This window comes from Pseudomonas sp. TREG-RG-20F-10-E-6-01, assembly GCF_022662455.1.
In the GTDB taxonomy this organism is placed as follows: Bacteria; Pseudomonadota; Gammaproteobacteria; order Pseudomonadales; family Pseudomonadaceae; genus Aquipseudomonas.
In genome coordinates, this window is the sequence record NZ_JAKNQP010000002.1 from 620174 (window position 1) to 641260 (window position 21087).

The window sequence follows — 21087 nt, forward strand, 5'->3', positions numbered from 1 at the left end:
TTGGGCTCAGAGGCGTTCGATGATGGTGGCGATGCCCATGCCACCGCCGACACACAGGGTGGCCAGGCCGTAGCGCTGCTGGCGCACTTCCAGTTCGTCGAGCAGGGTGCCGAGGATCGCGCAGCCCGTGGCGCCGAGCGGGTGCCCCATGGCAATGGAGCCGCCGTTGACGTTGACCCGCGCAGCGTCGATGCCCATGTCCTTGATGAACTTGAGGACGACTGAGGCAAACGCCTCGTTGACTTCAAACAGGTCGATGTCTTCCACGCGCAAACCGGCCTTGGCCAGGGCTTTGCGCGTGGCCGGTGCCGGGCCGGTGAGCATGATGGTCGGGTCGGTGCTGGTGACCGCCGTGGCGACGATGCGCGCCCGCGGTTGCAAGCCCAGTTCGCGGCCTTTGGCCTCGGAGCCGATCAACATCAGCGCGGCGCCGTCGACGATACCGGAACTGTTGCCTGGCGTGTGCACGTGATGGATGCGTTCCACATGGCTGTAGACGCGCAGGGCGGTGGCATCGAAGCCCATCTGGCCCATCATCTCGAAGCTTGGCTTGAGCTTGCCGAGGCCTTCAAGGCTGGAGTCGCCACGAATGAACTCGTCGTGGTCCAGCAGCACGATGCCGTTTTGGTCCTGCACCGCGATCAGCGACTTGTTGAAAGAACCGTCAGCACGCGCCCTGGCCGCTTTCTGCTGGGAATGTAGGGCGAAGGCGTCGACGTCCTCGCGGGTGAAGCCTTCCAGGGTCGCGATCAAGTCCGCGCCGATGCCTTGGGGCGTGAAGTGACTGTGCATGTTGGTCTGCGGGTCGAGCACCCAGGCGCCGCCATCACTGCCCATGGGCACGCGCGACATGGATTCGACGCCGCCGACCACCACCAGGTCCTCAAAGCCGGAACGCACTTTCATCGCGCCCAGGTTCACCGCTTCGAGGCCCGAGGCACAGAAACGGTTGATTTGTACGCCGGCGACACTGATGTCCCAGTCCGCCACCAGTGCGGCGGTCTTGGCAATGTCGGCGCCCTGGTCGCCCACCGGGGTGACGCAACCGAGCACGATGTCATCCACCTGGCGTGTGTCGAGGTCGCTGCGCTGCGCCAGCGCGGTGAGCAGACCGGCCACCAGGTTTACTGGTTTGACGCTGTGCAGGGCGCCGTCGGCCTTGCCTTTGCCCCGGGGCGTGCGTATGGCATCAAAGATCAAAGCTTGGGTCATGACATCCTCGAACGCAGTGCGTGTGTGCCCCTACCTTAGGCCCGATTGACACGGTTTCAATGACGGATGCGCTCATTGCTTTTGACCCTCACGCTCGGACGAACGGTAGGGTGCTATGGGAAAGCGCGGGTTAATCGTTTTAGCGGTCTAGCCAAGGCATTGGCGCCAAGATGGCGATATGCCTCATGCCTTTTTAAGTAGAAATGCTGATTAGCTGATATTAAATGGATCTAAGCGACGCAGAACGAGGGCTCTAAGGTTCAATCAGTAAGAAGTTGCTGCCGGGTTTTGCTGGAGCAGCTGTAAGAAAAGCGACACGTCACGTTGCGATACTGAAATTGACCGGCACGCATTTGACGCTCAGGAATAACAACAAAAGGCAGTCAGCCATGTTCAAACATTCGAAAGTACGTCAGGCGGGACTTATTCTGTTCGCCACCACACTGATTCTGATCTTGCCCAATTTAACCAAGGTTATTGGGTGACGACTCGATCCTCACATTCCGTGCACACATTGCATCAGGACTGCAGCTTTTGGCAGCACCTGCCGGGACATTGCGCATAGCGGTCCTGTTGCAGGGGCTGTCTTTTTGCGTGCCGATTTCCGGTATCGTGGGCGCCATCGCCACTTCAAACCGGGCTCACTCTTGAAACTGATCCTCGCCTTTCTCGCCGCGCTGTTGGCCCTTCCCGCTGCGGCCGCCCAGCTGACCATCGACTTGGACCGCGCCAGCAAAACCTGGCGGACCGAAGACCTGCTCAAGCACCCGCAGGCGCAGACGGTGCATATCGTCAATGACGTTTCCTACAAGCGCGACATGACTTATCGCGCGGTGCCGCTGGCGGCTCTGTTACCGGGCCTCTCGCCGGAAAATCATCTGCAAGCCGTCGCCCTCGACGGCTTCGCCGCCGAGCTGACGGCGGCGCCTTTGCTGCAAAAACACGGTGCCCGTGCCTGGCTGGCGGTGGAAGACCCGGCTCATCCGTGGCCCGCGCTGGCCGAAGGCAAGCCAAGTGCCGGGCCGTTCTATCTGGTGTGGACCGACCCGCAAGCCGGAAACATCAGCCCTGAGCAGTGGCCCTTCCAGATGTCCGGGATCAAGCAATTGAAGACGGTGGCCGAGCGCTTTCCAGCCCTGTTGCCTGACCCGAAACTCGCCGCGAATGACCCGATCAATCAGGGCTTTGCGCTGTTCCAGAAAAACTGCCTGGCCTGTCACCGCCTCAACGGCGCCGGCGATGCGCAGGTGGGGCCGGACCTGAATATTCCCTACAACCCTACGGAATATTTCAGCGGGGATTTCCTCAAGCGTTATATCCGCGACCCGCAGAGCCTGCGGCACTGGCCCCAGGCGAAGATGCCAGCGTTCGCAGCCAGTGTGTTACCGGACGGCGAGCTGGATTTGCTGGTGGGGTATTTGAAGCATATGGCGGGGCGTAAGCAGCAGCCGTAAGCCTTACCAAGCTCCCTTGCTCAACGGGCTGCTGTGGCGAGCGGGCTTGCCCCGCGTTGGGCTGCGCAGCAGCCCCAAAACCAGACGCTGAGGAGTGCCTGACACACAGCATTCTGCTTTATTAGGGCCGCTTCGCAGCCCAACGCGGGGCAAGCCCGCTCGCCACAGCAAGCCCGCTCGCCACGACAAGCCCGTCCGCCACGACAAGCCCGCGCCCAGGTTTGAGCTGCTCCGTTCGGGAGATTATTGCTGCTGCACCGAAATCACCGGCGTCGGCGCCACGAACACCTTGGCGTGCATCTGCTCATGCCCGCCGCCTCGGCGCATGCCGCGTACCGGGCAGGCATCCAGGTAATCCAGGCCTACCGCCAACTTCAAATGCCGCTCGGGCCGCGCCAATTGGTTGGTCACATCAAAGCTGTACCACGCGTCATCCAGCCAGGCTTCGGCCCAGGCGTGGCTGGCCAGGTGCGTGCTGTCTTCGGTGTACAAATACCCCGACACATATCGCGCTGGAATGCCCAGGCTGCGTGCGCAGGCCAGGAATGCATGGGTGTGGTCCTGGCACACGCCTGCGCGCCCCGCGAATGCCGTGGCGGCGCAGGTGTCGACTTCAGTGGCGCCCGGCGTGTAGACCATCGACTGGTTGAGCGCATGCATCAGGTCGATCAACGCAGAGCGGTCGCGGCGTTGACGGCAATGCTGGTCGGCAAAACCGCGCAACGCGTCGTCCGGCTCGGTCAGTCGCGTGCTGCGCAAAAACGGAAACGCCGACTGGCTTTCGTGCTCAGCCTCGCGCAATTCATCGATGTCCACTTGGCCGCGGGCGCCGATGATGATGGCGTCGTGGGGCTCATCAAGGGTCAGCACGTGCAGGATGTTGCCAAACGGGTCGACCTGCGCGCGCACCGGGCGCGGTAGATCGAGCTGCCAACTGAGCACGTGCTGGCGTTCGCTGTCGTGGGGCGTGAGGCGCAGGTACTGGATGCTGGCGCGCACCTGGTCTTCGTAGTGGTAGGTGGTTTCGTGGCTGATGGAAAGTCTCATGCCGCCTCCAGGTAGGAACTGTAGATGGCGTCGCCCAACTGGCGGACCAAGGGGATAAAGTCGGTCAGCCAGGCATGCAGGCCTTCCTTGAGAATTTCGTCGATGGCAGTAAAGCGCAGGCGCGCGTCCATCTCGGCGGCCAGGCGCTGGGCCGGGCGCCCGTTGAGGCCGGGCAGGCTGGCAAGGATCTGGTCGATCTCTTCGCTGCAGGCACGCAGCGAGCGTGGGACATCAGCGCGCAACAACAGCAGTTCGGCCACTTGCCGGGCGCCGGGTGCGTCACGGTAGATCTCGGTGTAGGCCTCAAACGACGACAACGCGCGCAGCAAGGCACTCCACTGATAGTAGGCATGAGCCGTGCCGTCGCTGACCGCAGCGGCTTGGTCGCCGGCCATTTCGTAGCGCGCATCCAGCAGGCGCAGGGTGTTGTCGGCACGTTCGATGAAGGTGCCCAGGCGAATAAAACGAAACGCGTCGTTACGCATGATGGTGCCGTAGGTGGCGCCACGGAACAGGTGCGACCGCTCCTTGACCCACTCACAGAACCGGCTCATGCCGTAGCGGCTGAGCCCTTGCTGGGCGATATCCCGGATATCCAGCCAGGTGGCGTTGATGTTTTCCCACATGTCGGCGGTGATTCGCCCACGCACCGCATGGGCGCTGGCGCGCGCGGCGCCGAGGCAACTGTAGATGCTCGCCGGGTTAGCCGCGTCCAGCGCGAAGAAGTGCAGCAGGCGTTCGGCATGCAGTTCGCCGTGGCGCTCGTGGTAATCCTCCAGGGTGCCGGTGATCAGCAGCGGCATGGCCAATTCGTGCAGGCCATCACCGCGCCCGTCCTGAGGCATCAGCGACAGCGAATAGCTGACATCAAGCATGCGGGCGAGGTTTTCCGCGCGTTCCAGGTAGCGCGACATCCAGTACAAATCCGAGGCAGTTCTACTCAACATGGCATCAGTCCTCGACCACCCAGGTGTCTTTGGTGCCGCCGCCCTGGGACGAGTTGACCACCAGCGAGCCCTCGCGCAGGGCCACGCGGGTCAAACCGCCGGGCACCACGCGGGTTTCCTTGCCGGACAACACGAACGGCCGCAGGTCGATATGGCGCGGCGCAATGCCGTTTTCGACGAAGGTCGGACACGTGGATAAACACAGCGTCGGCTGCGCGATATAGGCGTGGGGCTTGGCCTTGATGCGCGCGCGGAAGGCTTCGATTTCCGCTTTTGTCGACGCCGGGCCCACCAGCATGCCGTAGCCGCCGGAACCTTGGGTTTCCTTGACGACCAGGTCCGGAAGGTTGGCCAGCACGTGGGACAATTCGTCGGGCTTACGGCATTGAAACGTAGGCACGTTCTTCAGAATCGGCTCTTCATCCAGGTAAAAACGGATCATCTCGGTGACGAAGGGATACACCGACTTGTCATCGGCCACCCCGGTGCCAATCGCATTGGCCAACACCACATTGCCCGAGCGATAGGCCGCGAGCAGGCCGGGCACGCCGAGCATGGAGTCGGGGTTGAAGGCCAGTGGGTCGAGAAATGCGTCATCGAGGCGACGGTAGATCACATCCACGGCCTTGGGGCCGTCAGTGGTGCGCATGAATACGCGGTCATCGCGCACGAACAAGTCGGCGCCTTCCACCAGTTCCACGCCCATTTCCCGCGCAAGGAAGGCGTGCTCGAAGAACGCGCTGTTAAAGCGCCCCGGGGTCAGCACCACCACGCTGGGGTTATCCAGAGGGCTCGAGCTTTTCAGGGTGTCGAGCAACAGGTTGGGGTAATGGTCGATGGGCGCGATGCGCTGGGCGGCGAACAACTCGGGGAACAGGCGCATCATCATCTTGCGGTCTTCGAGCATGTAACTCACGCCGCTCGGTGTGCGCAGGTTGTCTTCCAACACGTAGTAGGTGCCATCACCATCGCGTACGAGATCGACACCGGAGATGTGGGAATACAGATCGCGGTGCAGGTCCAGGCCCTGCATGGCCAACTGGTATTGCTCGTTGGCCAACACCTGTTCGGCGGGGATGATCCCGGCCTTGATGATGCGTTGCTCGTGATAGAGGTCGGCGAGAAACAGGTTCAGCGCCTTGACCCGTTGAATGCAGCCGCGCTCGACAATTTGCCACTCACTCGCCGGAATGCTGCGCGGGATGGTGTCGAAAGGAATCAGGCGCTCGGTGCCCTGCTCGTCCCCGTAAAGGGTGAAGGTGATCCCGGCGCGATGAAACAGCAAATCGGCTTCACGCCGGCGCTGGGCCAGCAGTTCGGCGGGAGTTTCAGCTAACCAGCGGGCGAACTCGCGGTAATGGGGGCGGACCTGCCCTGCCCCGTCGTACATTTCATCGTAATAAGTGCGGATCATGCCGTACTCCTTGTCCCCCGGGCGCGAGAACCGTCGCAAGGCCCGTGCCAGCGGCATAAACACTTAAAAATCAGTGAGTTAAATAACCTTCAAGTTTTGCGCGCACCGTCCTGGTGCGCAGAACGCCTGCTGTCCTGTACCACGCTTCATCGCAATGCGGTCTTTGACTATCAACAGCATAGTCAGAGTTGATTTCACTGCCCGGCCTCGCTTGCGGATAATCCCCACATCGGCTGACCAGGATGTTTCCTGAGATGTCAGCGAACCGCTCTTCCCTTTAAGCCACCCTCTTTGGGTGGTTTTTTTTGCGCCGTAGAAAGCCAAGAGCCCGATTTGCCGGCGATCGCGACGTTAAAGACGCTATCGGCAGCAGGCCGGGCTCGTAGTGGGTGGCGATGTTAAGGATGCAGTTGTGGGGAGTGCACAAACAAAATCGGCCGACCCAAAGGTCAGCCGATACGCTGTGTTGCTCATCGAATGCCGCTACATGGGTAACCCACGCACCTCCTGCTTGACGCCCCATCCCTCGATGATCCCGCCCAAAGGCTCGACCACCGCTTCAAAGTCTTGCTCGAAGTCTCCTATGCCGTCGTAGGTTGCGAACATGATTTTGCTCAGTTCCAGGTACCAGGCGCCATCATCGCGCGCGCTGACCTGGGCATTCAGGGATTCCCCACGAAATCGACCCGCAGCCCTGCGCGCCCGTTCCTCATCCGGGAAAATGGCGTAGAACTCAATGGGGTGAAAACGTGAGAAGTCGAAACCGCCTTCTTTCATGCGGCGCAGTACGTTGGTGCTGATGTCTTCTTGATAGGCTGTGCTCATGAAACGTCCTCCTCAAACTGATGGATAGACTTTCCGTGCTTCCCGAAGACCGCGCCCTGCTGGCGCGGGTGCTACGGCATTAACGACACCGCGGGAAAACAAGCATGTAGCTGACAAGACCAGACCTTAGCGATTCATTCGCTGATCTCGGTTGCAGAGTAGCGCGAAGCTATCACCTCCACCAGAGGCGCTTGAAGGGCATACAGGCAATGTTCAGGCGGCGGGCGAAATGTCGAGGATTTGAATGCTGTTCTGGTCTTTAAGAATCTTGACCGTAGGCTCGGGTTTGCGCCCTTCCAAGTCATTCAGGTCAAGTTCGGCGGCCACTGGCACCAGCTTGTTACGAATCATGTGTGCCGCATCTTCGAGGCTGGGCTTCTGGTCGCAGCTGAACTGCTCGACGGACTGAACGCCGTGATCATCAACGAAGGTAATCTGCCACTTTTGCATCGGTGCCTCCTCGATAAAACCCATGTGTGGGCTTACAACTATCTGGACCTTGAGGGCTCGGCAAACGTTCCACTCAAGTCAGGAGGCACCTGATTAATGACACTTATTTTTCAGCGTGTTCTTTCAAGGCTTTCAAGGTGTTGAACGGCGCGTCCACCACGAACTTGTTGGCCAGCCACGATGGCACGCTGCCGCCTGGCTCGGTGTGCACCTGGTAGGTCACTTCGGTCTGGTTGTCGCCTTTGGGTACCAGCTTCCAGTAGCCGTCTACCTGGGCAACGCGCACGTAACCTTTCACTTCTGGCTGATAGGTCGGCACTTCCAGCAATTTGCGGGTCACGGTGCCGTCGGCAGCCTTGGAAGTGGTGATTTCGAGGATCGAATCGCGGTCGGTCACCGGGAACGGTGCCTTGAACTGGGTGTAGGTCCAGCTCTTGTCGCCTTCGGTCTTGAGCAGTTTTTGCGATTTGCATTCGTGGATCCAGGAGCAGGCACCGGCCACGTCTTCCTGCAGGGCCTGGATCTTGGCGACAGGCGCCTTGATCAGCGCCACACCGCGGTAGGCCTTGTATTTGGAGCCGGCAATTTCGCTCAGGGAGACCTTGATACCGTCTTCGTCCTTGGCGACCTGCCAATCCTCAGCCTGCGCAGTGGCAGCAAACAACACCGTAAAACCGCACAACACAGCCATTCGTTTCAGCGAACCCATTGTTGTATTCCTTATTGTCGAAGTTCTGAAAGTAAGTTCTGAAAGTAAATTCCGATAGTAAAGCCCATCAAGCCGCCGTCATCTGCTCCCACCAGCCGATCAACCGGATCGCATCGGCCTGGTCGTTGCCACAGACATCCAGATCTGCTTTGAAATCACTGCACACCGCTGGGCGTTCCGGTTGGCCAAACAGCAGGCATAGCTGTTCGACCGACAGGTGCAGGCAGCGTTCGCCCGCAGGTTTGCCGTGCGGCATTCCCGGCAATGGCGAACTGATGGAGGGGGCAATGCAGCATGCGCCACAGCCTTCACGGCATTTCATGACCAACAGGTCCTCGACGACTCAATGTGGTGGCCGGGCTAGAGTACGCCCTTAAACAGCCGTTTTAAAATGGTCTAACAGAGGTTTTTCGCACAAAACAAAAGTGACTGACCAGTCTGCGACAGATGGTCGATGAGCGGCGTCACCTTTGCGCGAAATTTATTGTTTGAACTCGAAATCCAGCGCCGCGCCTTCAATATCTCGACGTTCATCGTTACGCAACTGCAGCTTCATCTCGTTGCTGAGCAAGCGGCCGTTGATCTGGAACGCGCTGTTGTCGGTAGGTTTCTCGCCAAACATCGGCGGCAGCAAGGGCACGCTCTTGGGCTTGGGCATGGTGCCTATGGGCTGCAAGTGCCTGACCATCTCCGTAGGCAATGTCAGGTCCAACTGTGCCGGTGGCAGTTTGGTCTGTGCCACTTCATGGGCTGACTTGGATTTGCTCGCGACGGGAGCGCGCTTTTTCACCGTGGCGGCTTTCTTCTTGGCCGCCGGAGCCTTTTTGGCGGGCGCCGGTTTTTTCGCGGGAGTGGCCTGCTCGGTACTGGCGGCGGGCTTGCTTTCAGACACCACAGGCGTTGCCGCCAGCACGGTGCCGACGTTACACAGGCTTAACAGGCCAACCACTACAGCAGCGCGAAAAATAGATGTCATATCGCCAACAGCATTAACGGCAGAGGGCCATATGCTCGCTTGTTGTGCGCGGCATGACAAGTCTGGTGATTAGCCAGCTATCGGTACTGTCCCCATTACACGCCTCAGCCACCGGCCTCAAAGCCCGGCTGCAGTTTCCTGGCACAGCTGGCTGGCAAGCATCCCCAAGGTCATCAGCGCCCGCTCTGCCTCGCGGTTCCACGGCGTGCCGCAGTTGAGGCGAATACAGTGGTTGAACTGTTCCGTATTACTGAAAATCACCCCCGGCGCAATGCTGATGCCCTGCTGCAATGCGCGCACGTGCAGTTCCTGGGTATTGACCCGCCCCGGCAAACTGACCCACAAGATAAAGCCGCCGTTGGGACGCGTCATCTGTGTGCCTTCCGGGAAATACTGCTGCACCGCCAGCTGAAAAGCGCTGAGGTTCTTGCGGTACTCCTGGCGGATATAACGCAGGTGGCGGTCATAGCCGCCGTTTTCCAGGTAGGCCGCAACGCCCATCTGGGTCACGCTGCAGGCCGAGTGGGTGCTGAACATCTGCAGCCGCTGGATTTCCTGCTGGTATTTGCCGGCAATCATCCAGCCGATGCGCACGCCGGGAGACAAGGTCTTGGAAAAGCTCGAGCAGTAGATCACCCGGTCGAGGCGGTCATAGGCTTTCAGCGCCTTGGTGCGGCCCAGTTCGAACATCAGTTCGCCGTAGATATCGTCCTCGACGATCTGGATATCGAAATCCGAGGCCAGGCGCAGCAACTGTTTCTGGCGTTCTTCAGGCATGGTCGCGCCCAGGGGATTGCTCAGGCGCGTGGTCAGCACCAGGGCCTTGATCGACCACTGGTTGGCCGCCAGTTGCAAGGCCTCAAGGCTCATGCCGGTGGACGGGTCGCTGGGGATCTCGATGACTTTGAGGCCCAGCAGATCGGCCAATTGCAGCAAACCGTAATAGGTGGGTGATTCGGCGGCGATCAGGTCGCCCGGGCGGGTCAGCACGCGCAACGACATCTGCAACGCATCGACACAACCGTGGGTGATCACCACTTCGGAGGGATCCACCACTACGCCGGCGTCGCGCATGCGAATCGCCACTTGGCGGCGCAATGGCTCAAAGCCCGGGCTGAACATGTAACTGAATGCGCGCGGGCTCTGGAAGCGGGTGACTTTGGCCAATTGCTGGTGCAGCGCCCGCACAGGCAGGTAATCCACACTCGGCACGGCGGCGCCCAACGGGAACACACCTTCGCGGCGCGACTCGACCAAGACTTGCTGGATGATGCTGCTGCGGGTGACCAAACCCGGGCGCTCGACCCGCGCGATGTCCGGCGTGGGTGCCGTCAACGCAGGTGTCTGGTGCACGTAATAGCCCGACTGCGGCCGCGCCCGGATCAGCCCCTGGTCTTCCAGGTTGGCATAGGCCTGTAACACCGTGGCGTGGCTGACGTTGAGCTGGGAGCTCATTTTGCGCACCGAGGGCACACGCTCACCGGGTTGATAGACACCACGGCGGATGTCCTCAGCCAGTTGCTGGGCGATACGTTGGTAGAGCAACAGATTGGTCATGACGCAGCACTCGATTTCACGGGTATTTTATTTTTGTGTGAAACATACCGGCACAGTTTAGAAGTGTACGGGGACAGTTGCGAGAATAGTCGAGCTCGGGCGGCAGTGATAGAAAAAACTGTGCGGGTGTTGAACATGAAAAACCCGATCAGCGATCGGGTTTGCTTGGGGTGGGAGCTGGCTTGCCTGCGATGGCATCACCTCGGTTAGCCAGATCCACCGAGGTGCCCGCATCGCAGGCAAGCCAGCTCCCACAGAGGACCGCGCAGGGCGTCAGCGCGCAGCGCCCAGCTGGCCCTTTTCATCGGAGAACACAATCTCCACCCGACGGTTCTGCGCGCGGCCACGCTCGGAGGCGTTGGCTTCGACCGGGTACTGGTCGCCATAGCCTTCGACCTGGATACGTTTTTCATCGATCCCCAGGTCCATCAGCACATCGGCCACCGATTGCGCACGGTCGCGCGACAGCTTCAGGTTTTCCTGCTCGCCACCGGTGTTGTCGGTGTAACCCTCGATGCGCACCACGCGCTTGGGGTTCAGTTGCAGGAACTGCACGATCTTCAGCACCGTCCGATTGGCCGAGTTTTCCAGCTGCGCATCACCGGTGTCGAACAGCACATCGCCGAGGGTCATCACCAGGCCGCGATCGGTCTGGGTGGTGGTCAGGCTGGCGATTTGCTCTTCGAGCCACTTGCCCTGTTGCTGCACGCTGGCGAGTTTGTTTTCGCGCAGGGCCAGTTGCAGGCGTTGGCGTTCCAACTCGAGCTTGGTGCCGCGCTCGGCGTTAAGGCCCTGTTCGGTGTGTTCGCGGGCGATCGCACTGTACCGCTGGCTCAGGTAAGCGTAATGCACCACGTCGGCACCGCTGCCCCAGTAGCTGGACAAACGATCGGCGCGCGCCAGGGATTCACCGGCGCGAATGACGTCCTTGGGTGCAAAGCGCAGCACATTGGCGTCTTCCTTGACCTTCTGGAAATCAGTGCCGGCCTGTTGCAAGGCCTGCTCGCTGCTCGGTTGGCTGGCGCAACCGCCCAGGGCGGCGCTGCCCAGCAGCACGACACAGCTCAAACCACGGATCATCGGGCTCATTGGGCTTCTCCCAACTGCAATTGCTTGCGCAGGCGGGTGATGCGGGTGTTGAGCACGCTCAGTTGCTCTTGGCTCTTTTGGGTCAGAACCTTGGCTTCGGCAAGGCGCGCGTCCAACTCGGCCTGTTCGGCCCGCATGCGCGCATGCTTGTAGGACTCATCGGCCATGTCGGCCTTGGCCCTGGCGAACTTGTCTTCGGCCAGTTTCAGCTCAGGCGAATCGTCGACGCTGGCCCCCACGGCGCTGGCTTGTTCCAGGGCTTGCTGGGTGAGGCGTATTTGCTCATTCGGCGCAGGATCGGCTGCACATCCCGCCAAAGCGACAACGGCGAGGGCCGCGAAAAGAGGTCGAATAGTCACTGTAAATCCTTACTTTGCTGGGGTGCCGACGGGTTGCTGCAATTGCGCTTTCCAGCGCTCGAGGTTGCGCTGCATTGCTGTTTGCACCACACCGGACGCGGGCAATTCTGTCATCTTTTTGGCCAGCTGTCCGCGCAGCCACGGATCATTGCAGGCCGAGTTGTGGGAAATCGCCAGGTACAAGCCGGGTTGATCGACAGGCACTTCACGCGCGATCAAGTCGTTGCTCATGCCCAGCGTCTGGGCCATGGCCATACCCGAATAACGCCCGGCGAGCACGTAGTCCACTTCCCCCAGCAGCAGTTTCTGAAAGGCCGGCGTCAAGGTGGGGAAGCGTTGCAGGTTGAGCTGTTGGCTGGCGAAGGTGTCGAAATCGGCACTCAAGCGTGCGCGTTCCGAGACTGCGCCCTTTTGGCCGTGCAGGTCGGCCGCCGTGGCGTAGACCAGCGCCGAATCCTTGCGGGTCCAGACCAGGTAGTCGATCTGCATCAAGGCCGGGTGGATGTAGTCGAGGGTTTCCAACTCGCCCAGGTTCAGCGGCGCATCGGCGAGGATGTCCATGCGCCCGCTGCGCACTTCATCCAGGGCCAGGGCGCGTTTGCCGCCATAGAGCAGGTCGATTTTAAGCCCCAGCTCCTTGGCCACTTGTTGCAGCACATCGGCGGTGGCGCCGATCAGGTGCGTCGGGTCTTGTGGGTCACGCCATAACAAGGGCGGCGCGTCCGGGCTGCCGGTGATCACCAGGCGCTCACATTTGCCAGCGGCCAGCGCCAGGCTCGGCAGCAGCGCCAATCCAAGTGTCAGTGCCAGCACTACGGGACGCAGATCCATGGCGGTTCTCCAGATTAAAAAGGGGCGCGCAAAAAAAAGCCCGGTCCAAAGACCGGGCTCTTTATAAGTGAAGCGGCTGGATTAGACCAGCTTCTCCAACTCAGGTACGGCTTCGAACAAGTCCGCCACCAGGCCGTAATCAGCCACCTGGAAGATCGGCGCTTCTTCGTCCTTGTTGATCGCAACGATCACTTTGGAGTCTTTCATACCGGCCAAGTGCTGGATCGCGCCGGAGATACCGACGGCAATGTACAGCTGTGGCGCAACGATTTTGCCGGTCTGGCCGACCTGCATGTCGTTGGGTACGAAACCTGCATCGACGGCCGCGCGGGACGCGCCCACCGCAGCGCCCAGCTTGTCGGCCAGGGCGTACAGGTGCTTGAAGTTGTCACCGTTCTGCATGCCACGCCCGCCGGAAACGACGATCTTGGCAGCGGTCAGCTCAGGACGATCCGACTTGGCCAGCTCTTCGCCAACAAAGCTGGACGTACCCGCGTCGTGGGCGGCGGAGACGGCTTCAACGGCCGCCGAACCACCTTCAGCAGCAACCGGGTCGAAACCGGTGGCACGCACGGTGATCACTTTTACCGACGCGTTGGACTGCACGGTGGCAATGGCGTTACCGGCGTAGATCGGGCGCTTGAAGGTATCAGCGCTTTCAACCGAGATGATCTCGGAGATCTGGTCAACGTCCAATTGCGCGGCAACGCGTGGCAGGATGTTTTTGCCGTTGGAAGTAGCGGCAGCCAGGATGTGGCTGTAGCCAGCGCCCAGCTCTGCAACCAGAGGAGCAACGTTTTCCGGCAGTTGGTGAGCGTAGGCGGCGTTGTCGGCCAGCAGTACTTTGCTCACGCCAGCGATTTTCGCCGCGGCGTCAGCCACGGCGCCAGCGCCCTGACCTGCTACCAGCACGTGAATGTCGCCACCGATTTTCGCAGCGGCAGCCACGGTGTTCAGGGTGGCCGGGGCCAGCACCTTGTTGTCGTGTTCTGCGATTACCAAGATAGTCATGATTAGATTACCTTCGCTTCGTTTTTCAGTTTCTCGACCAGTTCAGCCACCGACTTGACCTTGATGCCCGCGCTGCGTGCAGCCGGCGCTTCAACCTTGACGGTCTTGTTGGTGGAGGCGGTGGAAACGCCCAAAGCTTCTGGAGTCAGCGACTCAAGCGGCTTCTTCTTGGCTTTCATGATGTTTGGCAGGGACGCATAGCGCGGCTCGTTCAAACGCAGGTCGGTGGTGACGATGGCCGGCAGTTTCAGCGAAACGGTCTGCGCGCCGCCGTCGATTTCACGGGTAACCGCAACGCTGTCGCCGCTCACTTCGACTTTGGAGGCGAAGGTGCCCTGGCCGTAACCGGTCAGTGCAGCCAGCATCTGGCCAGTCTGGTTGTTGTCGCTGTCGATGGCCTGTTTGCCGAGGATCACCAGCTGAGGCTGTTCCTTGTCGACAACGGCTTTGAGCAACTTGGCCACGGCCAGGGAGGTCAGCTCTTCAGCCGATTCAACCAGGATGGCGCGGTCGGCGCCCAGTGCCAGGGCGGTACGCAGCTGCTCTTGGGCAGTGGTAGGACCGATGGAAACCACAACGATTTCAGTCGCCACGCCTTTCTCTTTCAGGCGTACGGCTTCTTCCACAGCGATTTCGCAGAAAGGGTTCATCGACATCTTGACGTTAGCGAGGTCGACGCCGGAATTGTCCGCCTTGACGCGAACTTTCACGTTGTAATCGACAACGCGTTTGACAGCTACAAGAACCTTCATGGATTCCTCGTTACTCTCCGGTGAAAAGAAAGTCGCCTAGGCGAACCTGGCGGTTGATGCTCATCGGCACACAAGGGCACCTCCAAAAACGTCGGCGGATGACCTTACTCACGGGAAATGATGACCGTTCGTCAGTGGTGACTGAGAGGTCATTCTTTATCGCGGCGTGTAAACTGCGCGCCATCAATGAAACGCGCGTCACCTGTTTTGCCTTGGCCCTGCTTTTGGACGTGCTCTTGAAACCTGCGGTATGCCTACGGTATGCGCAAAACCGACCGTATATTGACCGGAACGCCTATTCTGGTCAATACGCCAAAATAGCCAGTCATAAGCCGCGTTGCTTTGATTTACCTAGCTTCCAAGCAATTCAAACAAACGTTTGTATTGGACGCTGCCAGTGGTGTAGATATAATGCGCCACCTAGAGAGAAAGGTGGGTCATCCCGTGCTCCGAATGCACTGATGACGGATGCGACACCGAACCTCCACCCATTAAAAAAAAAGCCTGTTGAGCCTTGAGTAGGAGATAGCCTGTGGAACGCGAATACATGGAATTCGACGTGGTCATCGTCGGCGCTGGCCCGGCAGGCCTGTCTGCCGCCTGCCGACTGAAGCAGAAGGCCGCCGAAGCCGGTAAAGAAATCAGCGTCTGCGTGGTCGAGAAAGGCTCCGAAGTCGGCGCGCATATCCTTTCCGGTGCGGTGTTTGAACCCCGCGCCCTGAACGAACTGTTCCCGGACTGGAAAGCACTTGGCGCCCCGCTCAACACTCCCGTGGTGCGCGATGACATCTATGTACTGCGCAGCCCGGAAGCCGCCACCAAGGTTCCCGACTTCTTTGTGCCCAAGACCATGCACAACGAAGGCAACTACATCATCTCCCTGGGCAACCTGTGCCGCTGGCTGGCCCAGCAGGCTGAGAATCTGGGTGTTGAAGTCTACCCAGGCTTCGCTGCCCAAGAAGCACTGTTCGACGAAAACGGCGTGGTCCGCGGGATCATCACCGGCGACCTCGGCGTCGACCGCGAAGGCCATCCAAAGGAAGGCGTCTATACCCCAGGCATGGAGCTGCGTGGCAAGTACACGCTGTTCGCCGAGGGCTGCCGTGGCCACATCGGCAAGCAACTGATCCAGCGCTTCAACCTGGACAGCGACGCAGACGCCCAGCACTACGGCATCGGCCTCAAAGAAATCTGGGAAATCGACCCCGCCAAGCACCAACCTGGCCTGGTGGTACACACCGCCGGTTGGCCGCTGGACATCATGAGCAACGAGAACACGGGCGGTTCTTTCCTCTATCACCTGGAAAACAACCAGGTGGTCGTGGGGCTGATCGTCGACCTGTCCTACAGCAACACCTTCCTGTCGCCGTTCGATGAGTTCCAGCGCCTCAAGCATCACCCGGTGCTGGCCCAGTACCTGGAAGGCGGCAAGCGCGTCAGCTACGGCGCGCGTGCCTTGGCCAAAGGCGGCATCAACTCGTTGCCGAAGATGGTCTTCAAAGGCGGCGCCCTGATCGGCTGCGACCTGGGCACCATGAACGTGGCCAAGATCAAAGGCAGCCACACCGCGATGAAGTCCGGCATGCTCGCCGCCGACGCGGTGGCCGAACGCCTGTTCGCCGAGTCTGAAGGCGGCGACGAACTGACCAACTACGTCGACAGCTTCAAAGCCAGCTGGCTCTACGAAGAGCTGTTCGCCAGCCGCAACTTCGGCCCGGCGATGCACAAGTTCGGCCCGATCCTCGGCGCCGGCTTCAACTGGTTCGACCAGAACATCCTCGGCGGCAAAATGCCGTTCACCCTGCACGACACCAAGCCGGACTACGCCTGCCTGAAGCTCGCCAAGGACAGCAAGAAGATCGATTACCCAAAACCCGACGGCAAGCTGAGCTTCGACAAGCTGAGCTCGGTGTTCATCTCCGGTACCAACCACGAAGAAGAACAGCCGTGCCACTTGAAGCTCAAGGACCCGAGCATCCCGATCGGCACCAACCTGCCGCTCTACGATGAACCGGCGCAGCGCTACTGCCCGGCCGGCGTGTATGAAGTGATCACCAAGGAAGACGGCGAGAAGCGCTTCCAGATCAACGCCCAGAACTGCGTGCACTGCAAGACCTGTGACATCAAGGACCCTTCGCAGAACATCACCTGGGTGACGCCGGAAGGCGCGGGCGGGCCGACTTACCCGAATATGTAAGTCATTGGCTTGAACAAAAAGGCTCCCAAATGGGAGCCTTTTTTATGGGCAACATATATCAACTGTGGGAGCTGGCTTGCCTGCGATAGCGGAGTCTCAGTCAACCAATCTTTAGCTGACCCATCGCCATCGCAGGCAAGCCAGCTCCCACATTGAGCGAGGTGTGATCAGGCAGCCCGCTCTTCACCGGGGTTACGCAGAAAATAGCGCTTATATTCACGACTGAACTGCGACGTACTCTGATACCCCACACTGTGCGCCGCCTGCGCCACGCTCAGGCCGTCCACCAGCAGCAACTGCTGCGCCTTGAGCAAGCGTAAACGCTTCAAATACTGCACCGGCGACAACAACGTACAGCGCTTGAAATGCTCGTGGAACGTCGACGCGCTCATGTGCGCATAACCGGCCAGCGTCTCGATATTCAGCGGCTCGGCGTAATGGGCATGCAGGTGATTCAACGACGTGGCGATGCGCGAAAACTGCCCCTGCTGCTCCACCAATGCCCGCAACACATCCGCCTGCGGCCCGCGCAACGCGGTGAACAACAATTCGCGCACCCGCGCCGGGCCCATGATCCGGCTTTCCAGCGGATCGTGCAGGCACTGCAACAGCCGCTCCACGCACCCACGCATCGCATCATCGAGCACCACCGAACTCATCGATTCCAGCGTCTGCGCTGCCGGCGGCGGCCCGGCCTGAATGCCCATGGCCATGACCAACTCGCCCAGCACCACCCGATCAATACCCACCGTCACGCCATACAACGGCGCGTTCGGCAGGGCGAAGGTCTCGCATTCAAACGGCACCGGCATCGCCTGGATCAAATAATGCCCGGCGCCATACTCCAGCGTACGCGGGCCCAGGTAGGCGACTTTGCTGCCCTGGGCGACGATCATCAGGCTCGGCTCGTAGATCTGCGGGCCGCGCGCCACGTCGCAGCTGGCGCGCAGGACCTGCACGCCGGGAAGGTTCGTCGGCGAAAATCCGTCGCAGGGCGTAAGCCCTTTTATCAAGGCCACCAACGTGGCGTTGGCGTCGAGATGGCGGGTCAACAACATGGCAAAAAACTTCGCGAAAAAGGGATGAGAGCATCATCGCAGGTCTGAGGGCACATGGATCCAAACAAGGGGCACTCCCGGACGAATAGGCATGAGACTCGGAGCAATCGCCATGGCCGCATCGGGGCGCGGCGCGGAAAATGCGCCGCCTCCCTAGTTATTCCTGTTGCGAGGTTTCCTCATGTATACCGCCATCGGTTATGCCGCCCAGTCGGCGACCACTCCCCTCGCCCCCATGTCCTTCGAACGTCGCAGCCCGCGCGCCGATGACGTGGCCATCGAGATTCTCTACTGCGGCGTGTGCCACTCCGACATCCACCAGGCGCGCAACGAGTGGGGCATTGCCGTGTACCCGCTGATGCCGGGCCACGAGATCGTCGGCAAAGTCACCGCCGTCGGCGCCAGCGTCACCGCGCACAAAGTCGGCGACCTGGTCGGCGTGGGCTGCATGGTTGATTCGTGCCGCCACTGCGACGCCTGCCACGCGGACCTGGAGCAATACTGCCTCGAAGGCCCGACCATGACTTACGCCACCCCGGACCGGGTCGACGGCAGCAACACCATGGGCGGCTACTCCGACAGCATCGTGGTCAGCGAGCACTTCGTGGTGAAAATCCCGGCCAAGCTCGACCTGGCCAGCGCCGCACCGATCCTGTGTGCCGGCATCACCACCTACTCGCCACTCAAGCATTACGGCGTGAAAGCGGGCGACAAAGTCGGCGTGCTGGGCATGGGTGGCCTGGGCCACATGGGCATCAAGTTCGCCAAGGCGATGGGCGCAGAAGTCACGCTGTTTACCCGCTCCGCGAGCAAGGCTGAAGAAGGCCGTCGCCAGGGCGCCGATCACGTGATCGTGTCCACCGACGCCGAGCAAATGAAAGCCGCCGCCGGCAGCTTCGACTTCCTGCTCGACACCATTCCGGTACAGCACGACCTGAACCCCTACCTCGACGTGCTGCGCTTTGACGGCGTGCACATTCTGGTCGGCCTGATCGAGCCGGTCGATCCGCCGGTCAACGCCGCCAAGCTGGTGTTGGGCCGTAAAGTGCTGGCCGGTTCGTTGATCGGCGGTATTGCCGAAACCCAGGAAGTCCTGGATTTCTGCGCCGAGCACAACATCACCTGCGACATCGAAATGCTCGACATCCGCCAGATCAATGAGGCTTACACCCGCATGATCGCCGGTGATGTGAAGTACCGCTTTGTCATCGACATGGCGACCTTGAAGGCCTGATCAGGCCTTCGCACCCAACTCCGCTGAAAGCCGCGCTGCGACCTGTTTGATCACAGGGATCAGCTCGGCCATTTTTTCCAGCGGCATGTAGGGCACCGTACTGGCGATGCTGATGCCGGCGACGATTCGCCGGCTGGCATCGCGCACCGGTGCCGCCACACAACGGATCGACGGTTCGTTGTCTTCCAGATCGAAGGCATACCCCCCCGCCACGTATTCGCGCATGCGCTGCTCGAACTGCGCCCAGGATTGCTCCGGGTGCTGCGGCCACTGCTGGCTTTTGCCACCGGCCGGAAGGCTGGCTTCATACAGGCGCTGCCACTCCTGCACCGAGTCGTCCAGCAACATCGCCTTGCCCACACCCGTGCGCGCCAGTGGCATGCGATGGCCCACCCGCGAGCGCATTTCCGGACCGTTACGGCCGGGATTCTTGTGCAGGTAAAGCACGTCGTCGTATTCGCGAATCGCCAGGTGGATGGTGTCGCCGGTCAGCGCCGACAACTCATCCAGATACGGCACCGCGAGGCTCACCAACGGCAATTCTTCACGGGCCTGGAAGCCCAACTCGATCAGCTTGGGCCCCAACAGGTAACCGACTTGCGGCACCACACGCAGGTAACGCTCCTCCACCAGGCAACTGGCCAGGCGGTGGGTGGTGCTGCGGGTGGTGCCGATGCGCCGGGCGATCTCTTTCAGATCCCGCGCACCGCCCGCCACTGCCTGCACCACGCCCAGGCCACGCAACAGAGTCTGGGTGCCGGTGGGCGCGGCGTCTTTGACGGGGATGTGGGCGTTTTCCTGCATATCGGGCCTATTGGGAAGTACGAAAACGGCGCCATTATGGCAAAAGCAGCCCTCCTGAACAGAGGAGATCCACTGTGGGAGCTGGCTTGCCTGCGATGAGGCGTGTCAGGCAGTCAATGTGCAGGCTGACACACCGCTATCGCAGGCAAGCCAGCTCCCACATTTGGATCTCCACAGGGCAAGGCTTCAGCGTTGTTTCATGCGGTCGATAATCACCGCCAGCAACAGGATCGAACCGCGGATCACGTACTGGTAAAAGGTGTCGATGTTCTTCAGGTTCATCGCATTCTCGATGATCGCCAAAATCAGCACCCCGGCAATCACGTGCCGGATCATGCCGATGCCGCCGCTCAGCGAGACGCCGCCCAGCACACAGGCAGAAATCACCGTCAGCTCAAAGCCCTGCCCGATCATCGGCTGGCCGGAGGTCATGCGCGAGGCCAGAATCACCCCCGCCAACGCGCCGATCAAACCGTGCACGGCAAAGATGATGATCTTGGTGCGATCAACATTCACCCCAGCCAGCAACGCCGCTTCCTGGTTACCGCCGATGGCCATGGTGTTGCGCCCGTAGGTGGTGTAGTTGAGCAGCCAGCCGAAGAACACAAAGCACAGCACGGTGATGATGATCGGCACCGGCACGCCCATCAATTGGCCGTTGCCGAACACGAAAAAGCGTTCGTCCATCACGCCGACGGCCTTGCCGTTGGAGAAGATATAGGCCAGGCCGCGCACGATCTGCATGGTCGCCAACGTGGCGATCAACGCATTGATGCGCAGCTTGGCGATCACAATGCCGTTGATCAGTCCCACCACCAGGCCCATGGCCAACGCCGCCGACACGCCGAGCACCACGCTGTCGGTGTCACGAATCACAATCCCCGCCACGACGCCGGCGCAGGCAATCACCGAACCCACCGACAAGTCGAAGTGCCCCGACGCCAGGCAGAACAACATCGTGCACGCAGCGATACCCACCGTGGAAATCGCCAGGCCCAGCCCGCGCATGTTCAGCGGTGAGAGGAAGTTGTCGATAAACAACGCGCTGAGCACAAAAATGCTCAACGCGGCGAGCAGCATCACCCAATCATCAAGAAACTTGCGCTGGTTAAAACCCGGCCAGAAGCTCTTTGCAGTTTTTATTTGCGACATCATTCACCT

Annotated in this window: 21 protein-coding genes; 3 read left to right on the top strand and 18 right to left on the bottom strand. The window is 60.5% G+C overall.

Annotation, left to right across the window (positions count from 1 at the left end; genetic code table 11):
- Positions 1-6: 6 nt before the first annotated feature.
- Positions 7-1212, bottom strand: coding sequence for an acetyl-CoA C-acetyltransferase (locus L8K08_RS09295; RefSeq protein ID WP_242196069.1), 1206 nt, complete (start codon positions 1210-1212; stop codon positions 7-9).
- 647 nt (positions 1213-1859) lie between these two features.
- Here L8K08_RS09295 and L8K08_RS09300 point away from each other — a divergent pair.
- Positions 1860-2666, top strand: coding sequence for a cytochrome c (locus L8K08_RS09300; protein ID WP_242196072.1), 807 nt, complete (start codon positions 1860-1862; stop codon positions 2664-2666).
- Between the two features lie 243 nt (positions 2667-2909).
- On the opposite strand, the gene L8K08_RS09305 is transcribed toward L8K08_RS09300, so the two are convergent.
- The 14 genes from L8K08_RS09305 to L8K08_RS09370 all read right to left on the bottom strand — a co-directional run bounded on the left by L8K08_RS09305 (position 2910) and on the right by L8K08_RS09370 (position 14633).
- Entirely contained in the window at positions 2910-3713 is an 804-nt protein-coding gene (locus L8K08_RS09305) for a transglutaminase family protein (RefSeq protein WP_145159228.1), read from the bottom strand.
- The gene (locus L8K08_RS09310; protein ID WP_242196075.1) at positions 3710-4660 is read right to left on the bottom strand and encodes an alpha-E domain-containing protein; all 951 of its coding nucleotides are present in this window, start codon (positions 4658-4660) and stop codon (positions 3710-3712) included. Before L8K08_RS09310 ends, L8K08_RS09305 begins: the two co-directional genes overlap by 4 nt.
- Positions 4661-4664: 4 nt before the next feature.
- The gene (locus L8K08_RS09315) at positions 4665-6074 is read right to left on the bottom strand and encodes a circularly permuted type 2 ATP-grasp protein (protein WP_145159230.1); all 1410 of its coding nucleotides are present in this window, start codon (positions 6072-6074) and stop codon (positions 4665-4667) included.
- A 483-nt stretch (positions 6075-6557) separates the two neighbouring features.
- Complete coding sequence (locus L8K08_RS09320) at positions 6558-6899, bottom strand: ribonuclease E inhibitor RraB (protein WP_003193463.1); 342 nt, start codon at positions 6897-6899, stop codon at positions 6558-6560.
- Between the two features lie 213 nt (positions 6900-7112).
- Complete coding sequence (locus L8K08_RS09325; protein WP_106576196.1) at positions 7113-7349, bottom strand: hypothetical protein; 237 nt, start codon at positions 7347-7349, stop codon at positions 7113-7115.
- A 103-nt stretch (positions 7350-7452) separates the two neighbouring features.
- Entirely contained in the window at positions 7453-8058 is a 606-nt protein-coding gene (locus tag L8K08_RS09330) for an START domain-containing protein (RefSeq protein WP_064453725.1), read from the bottom strand.
- A 67-nt stretch (positions 8059-8125) separates the two neighbouring features.
- Positions 8126-8380 (bottom strand): YkgJ family cysteine cluster protein, encoded by a 255-nt coding sequence (locus tag L8K08_RS09335; protein WP_083357231.1) that lies wholly within the window; start codon positions 8378-8380, stop codon positions 8126-8128.
- A 159-nt stretch (positions 8381-8539) separates the two neighbouring features.
- Entirely contained in the window at positions 8540-9034 is a 495-nt protein-coding gene (locus L8K08_RS09340) for a translation initiation factor 2 (RefSeq protein ID WP_242196078.1), read from the bottom strand.
- A 117-nt stretch (positions 9035-9151) separates the two neighbouring features.
- On the bottom strand, positions 9152-10591 hold the full coding sequence (locus tag L8K08_RS09345) for a PLP-dependent aminotransferase family protein (protein WP_106576193.1): 1440 nt from the start codon (positions 10589-10591) through the stop codon (positions 9152-9154).
- A gap of 273 nt (positions 10592-10864) precedes the next feature.
- On the bottom strand, positions 10865-11680 hold the full coding sequence (locus L8K08_RS09350) for an OmpA family protein (RefSeq protein WP_145159233.1): 816 nt from the start codon (positions 11678-11680) through the stop codon (positions 10865-10867).
- Positions 11677-12039: a DUF4398 domain-containing protein gene (locus tag L8K08_RS09355; protein ID WP_242196081.1), complete on the bottom strand. Its 363-nt coding sequence runs from the start codon at positions 12037-12039 to the stop codon at positions 11677-11679. The genes L8K08_RS09350 and L8K08_RS09355 overlap by 4 nt, the downstream gene beginning before the upstream one ends.
- A gap of 9 nt (positions 12040-12048) precedes the next feature.
- The gene (locus L8K08_RS09360; protein ID WP_242196084.1) at positions 12049-12870 is read right to left on the bottom strand and encodes a transporter substrate-binding domain-containing protein; all 822 of its coding nucleotides are present in this window, start codon (positions 12868-12870) and stop codon (positions 12049-12051) included.
- 81 nt (positions 12871-12951) lie between these two features.
- Positions 12952-13881 (bottom strand): FAD-binding protein, encoded by a 930-nt coding sequence (locus tag L8K08_RS09365; RefSeq protein ID WP_145159239.1) that lies wholly within the window; start codon positions 13879-13881, stop codon positions 12952-12954.
- A gap of 2 nt (positions 13882-13883) precedes the next feature.
- Complete coding sequence (locus tag L8K08_RS09370; RefSeq protein ID WP_057009251.1) at positions 13884-14633, bottom strand: electron transfer flavoprotein subunit beta/FixA family protein; 750 nt, start codon at positions 14631-14633, stop codon at positions 13884-13886.
- A 532-nt stretch (positions 14634-15165) separates the two neighbouring features.
- Between L8K08_RS09370 and L8K08_RS09375 the strand changes: the two genes are divergently transcribed.
- Positions 15166-16830 carry an electron transfer flavoprotein-ubiquinone oxidoreductase gene (locus L8K08_RS09375; RefSeq protein WP_106576188.1) on the top strand — a complete coding sequence of 555 codons (1665 nt, stop codon included), beginning with the start codon at positions 15166-15168 and terminating at the stop codon, positions 16828-16830.
- Positions 16831-16997: 167 nt separating this feature from the next.
- Here L8K08_RS09375 and L8K08_RS09380 read toward each other — a convergent pair whose 3' ends face one another.
- Entirely contained in the window at positions 16998-17888 is an 891-nt protein-coding gene (locus tag L8K08_RS09380) for an AraC family transcriptional regulator (RefSeq protein ID WP_242196086.1), read from the bottom strand.
- Positions 17889-18069: 181 nt separating this feature from the next.
- Between L8K08_RS09380 and L8K08_RS09385 the strand changes: the two genes are divergently transcribed.
- Positions 18070-19122, top strand: coding sequence for an NAD(P)-dependent alcohol dehydrogenase (locus tag L8K08_RS09385; RefSeq protein ID WP_017138342.1), 1053 nt, complete (start codon positions 18070-18072; stop codon positions 19120-19122).
- On the opposite strand, the gene L8K08_RS09390 is transcribed toward L8K08_RS09385, so the two are convergent.
- Both L8K08_RS09390 and araH read right to left on the bottom strand, forming a co-directional pair.
- The gene (locus L8K08_RS09390; protein ID WP_242196088.1) at positions 19123-19926 is read right to left on the bottom strand and encodes an IclR family transcriptional regulator; all 804 of its coding nucleotides are present in this window, start codon (positions 19924-19926) and stop codon (positions 19123-19125) included.
- A 186-nt stretch (positions 19927-20112) separates the two neighbouring features.
- The gene (gene araH / locus L8K08_RS09395) at positions 20113-21078 is read right to left on the bottom strand and encodes an L-arabinose ABC transporter permease AraH (RefSeq protein ID WP_106576704.1); all 966 of its coding nucleotides are present in this window, start codon (positions 21076-21078) and stop codon (positions 20113-20115) included.
- Positions 21079-21087: the final 9 nt, after the last annotated feature.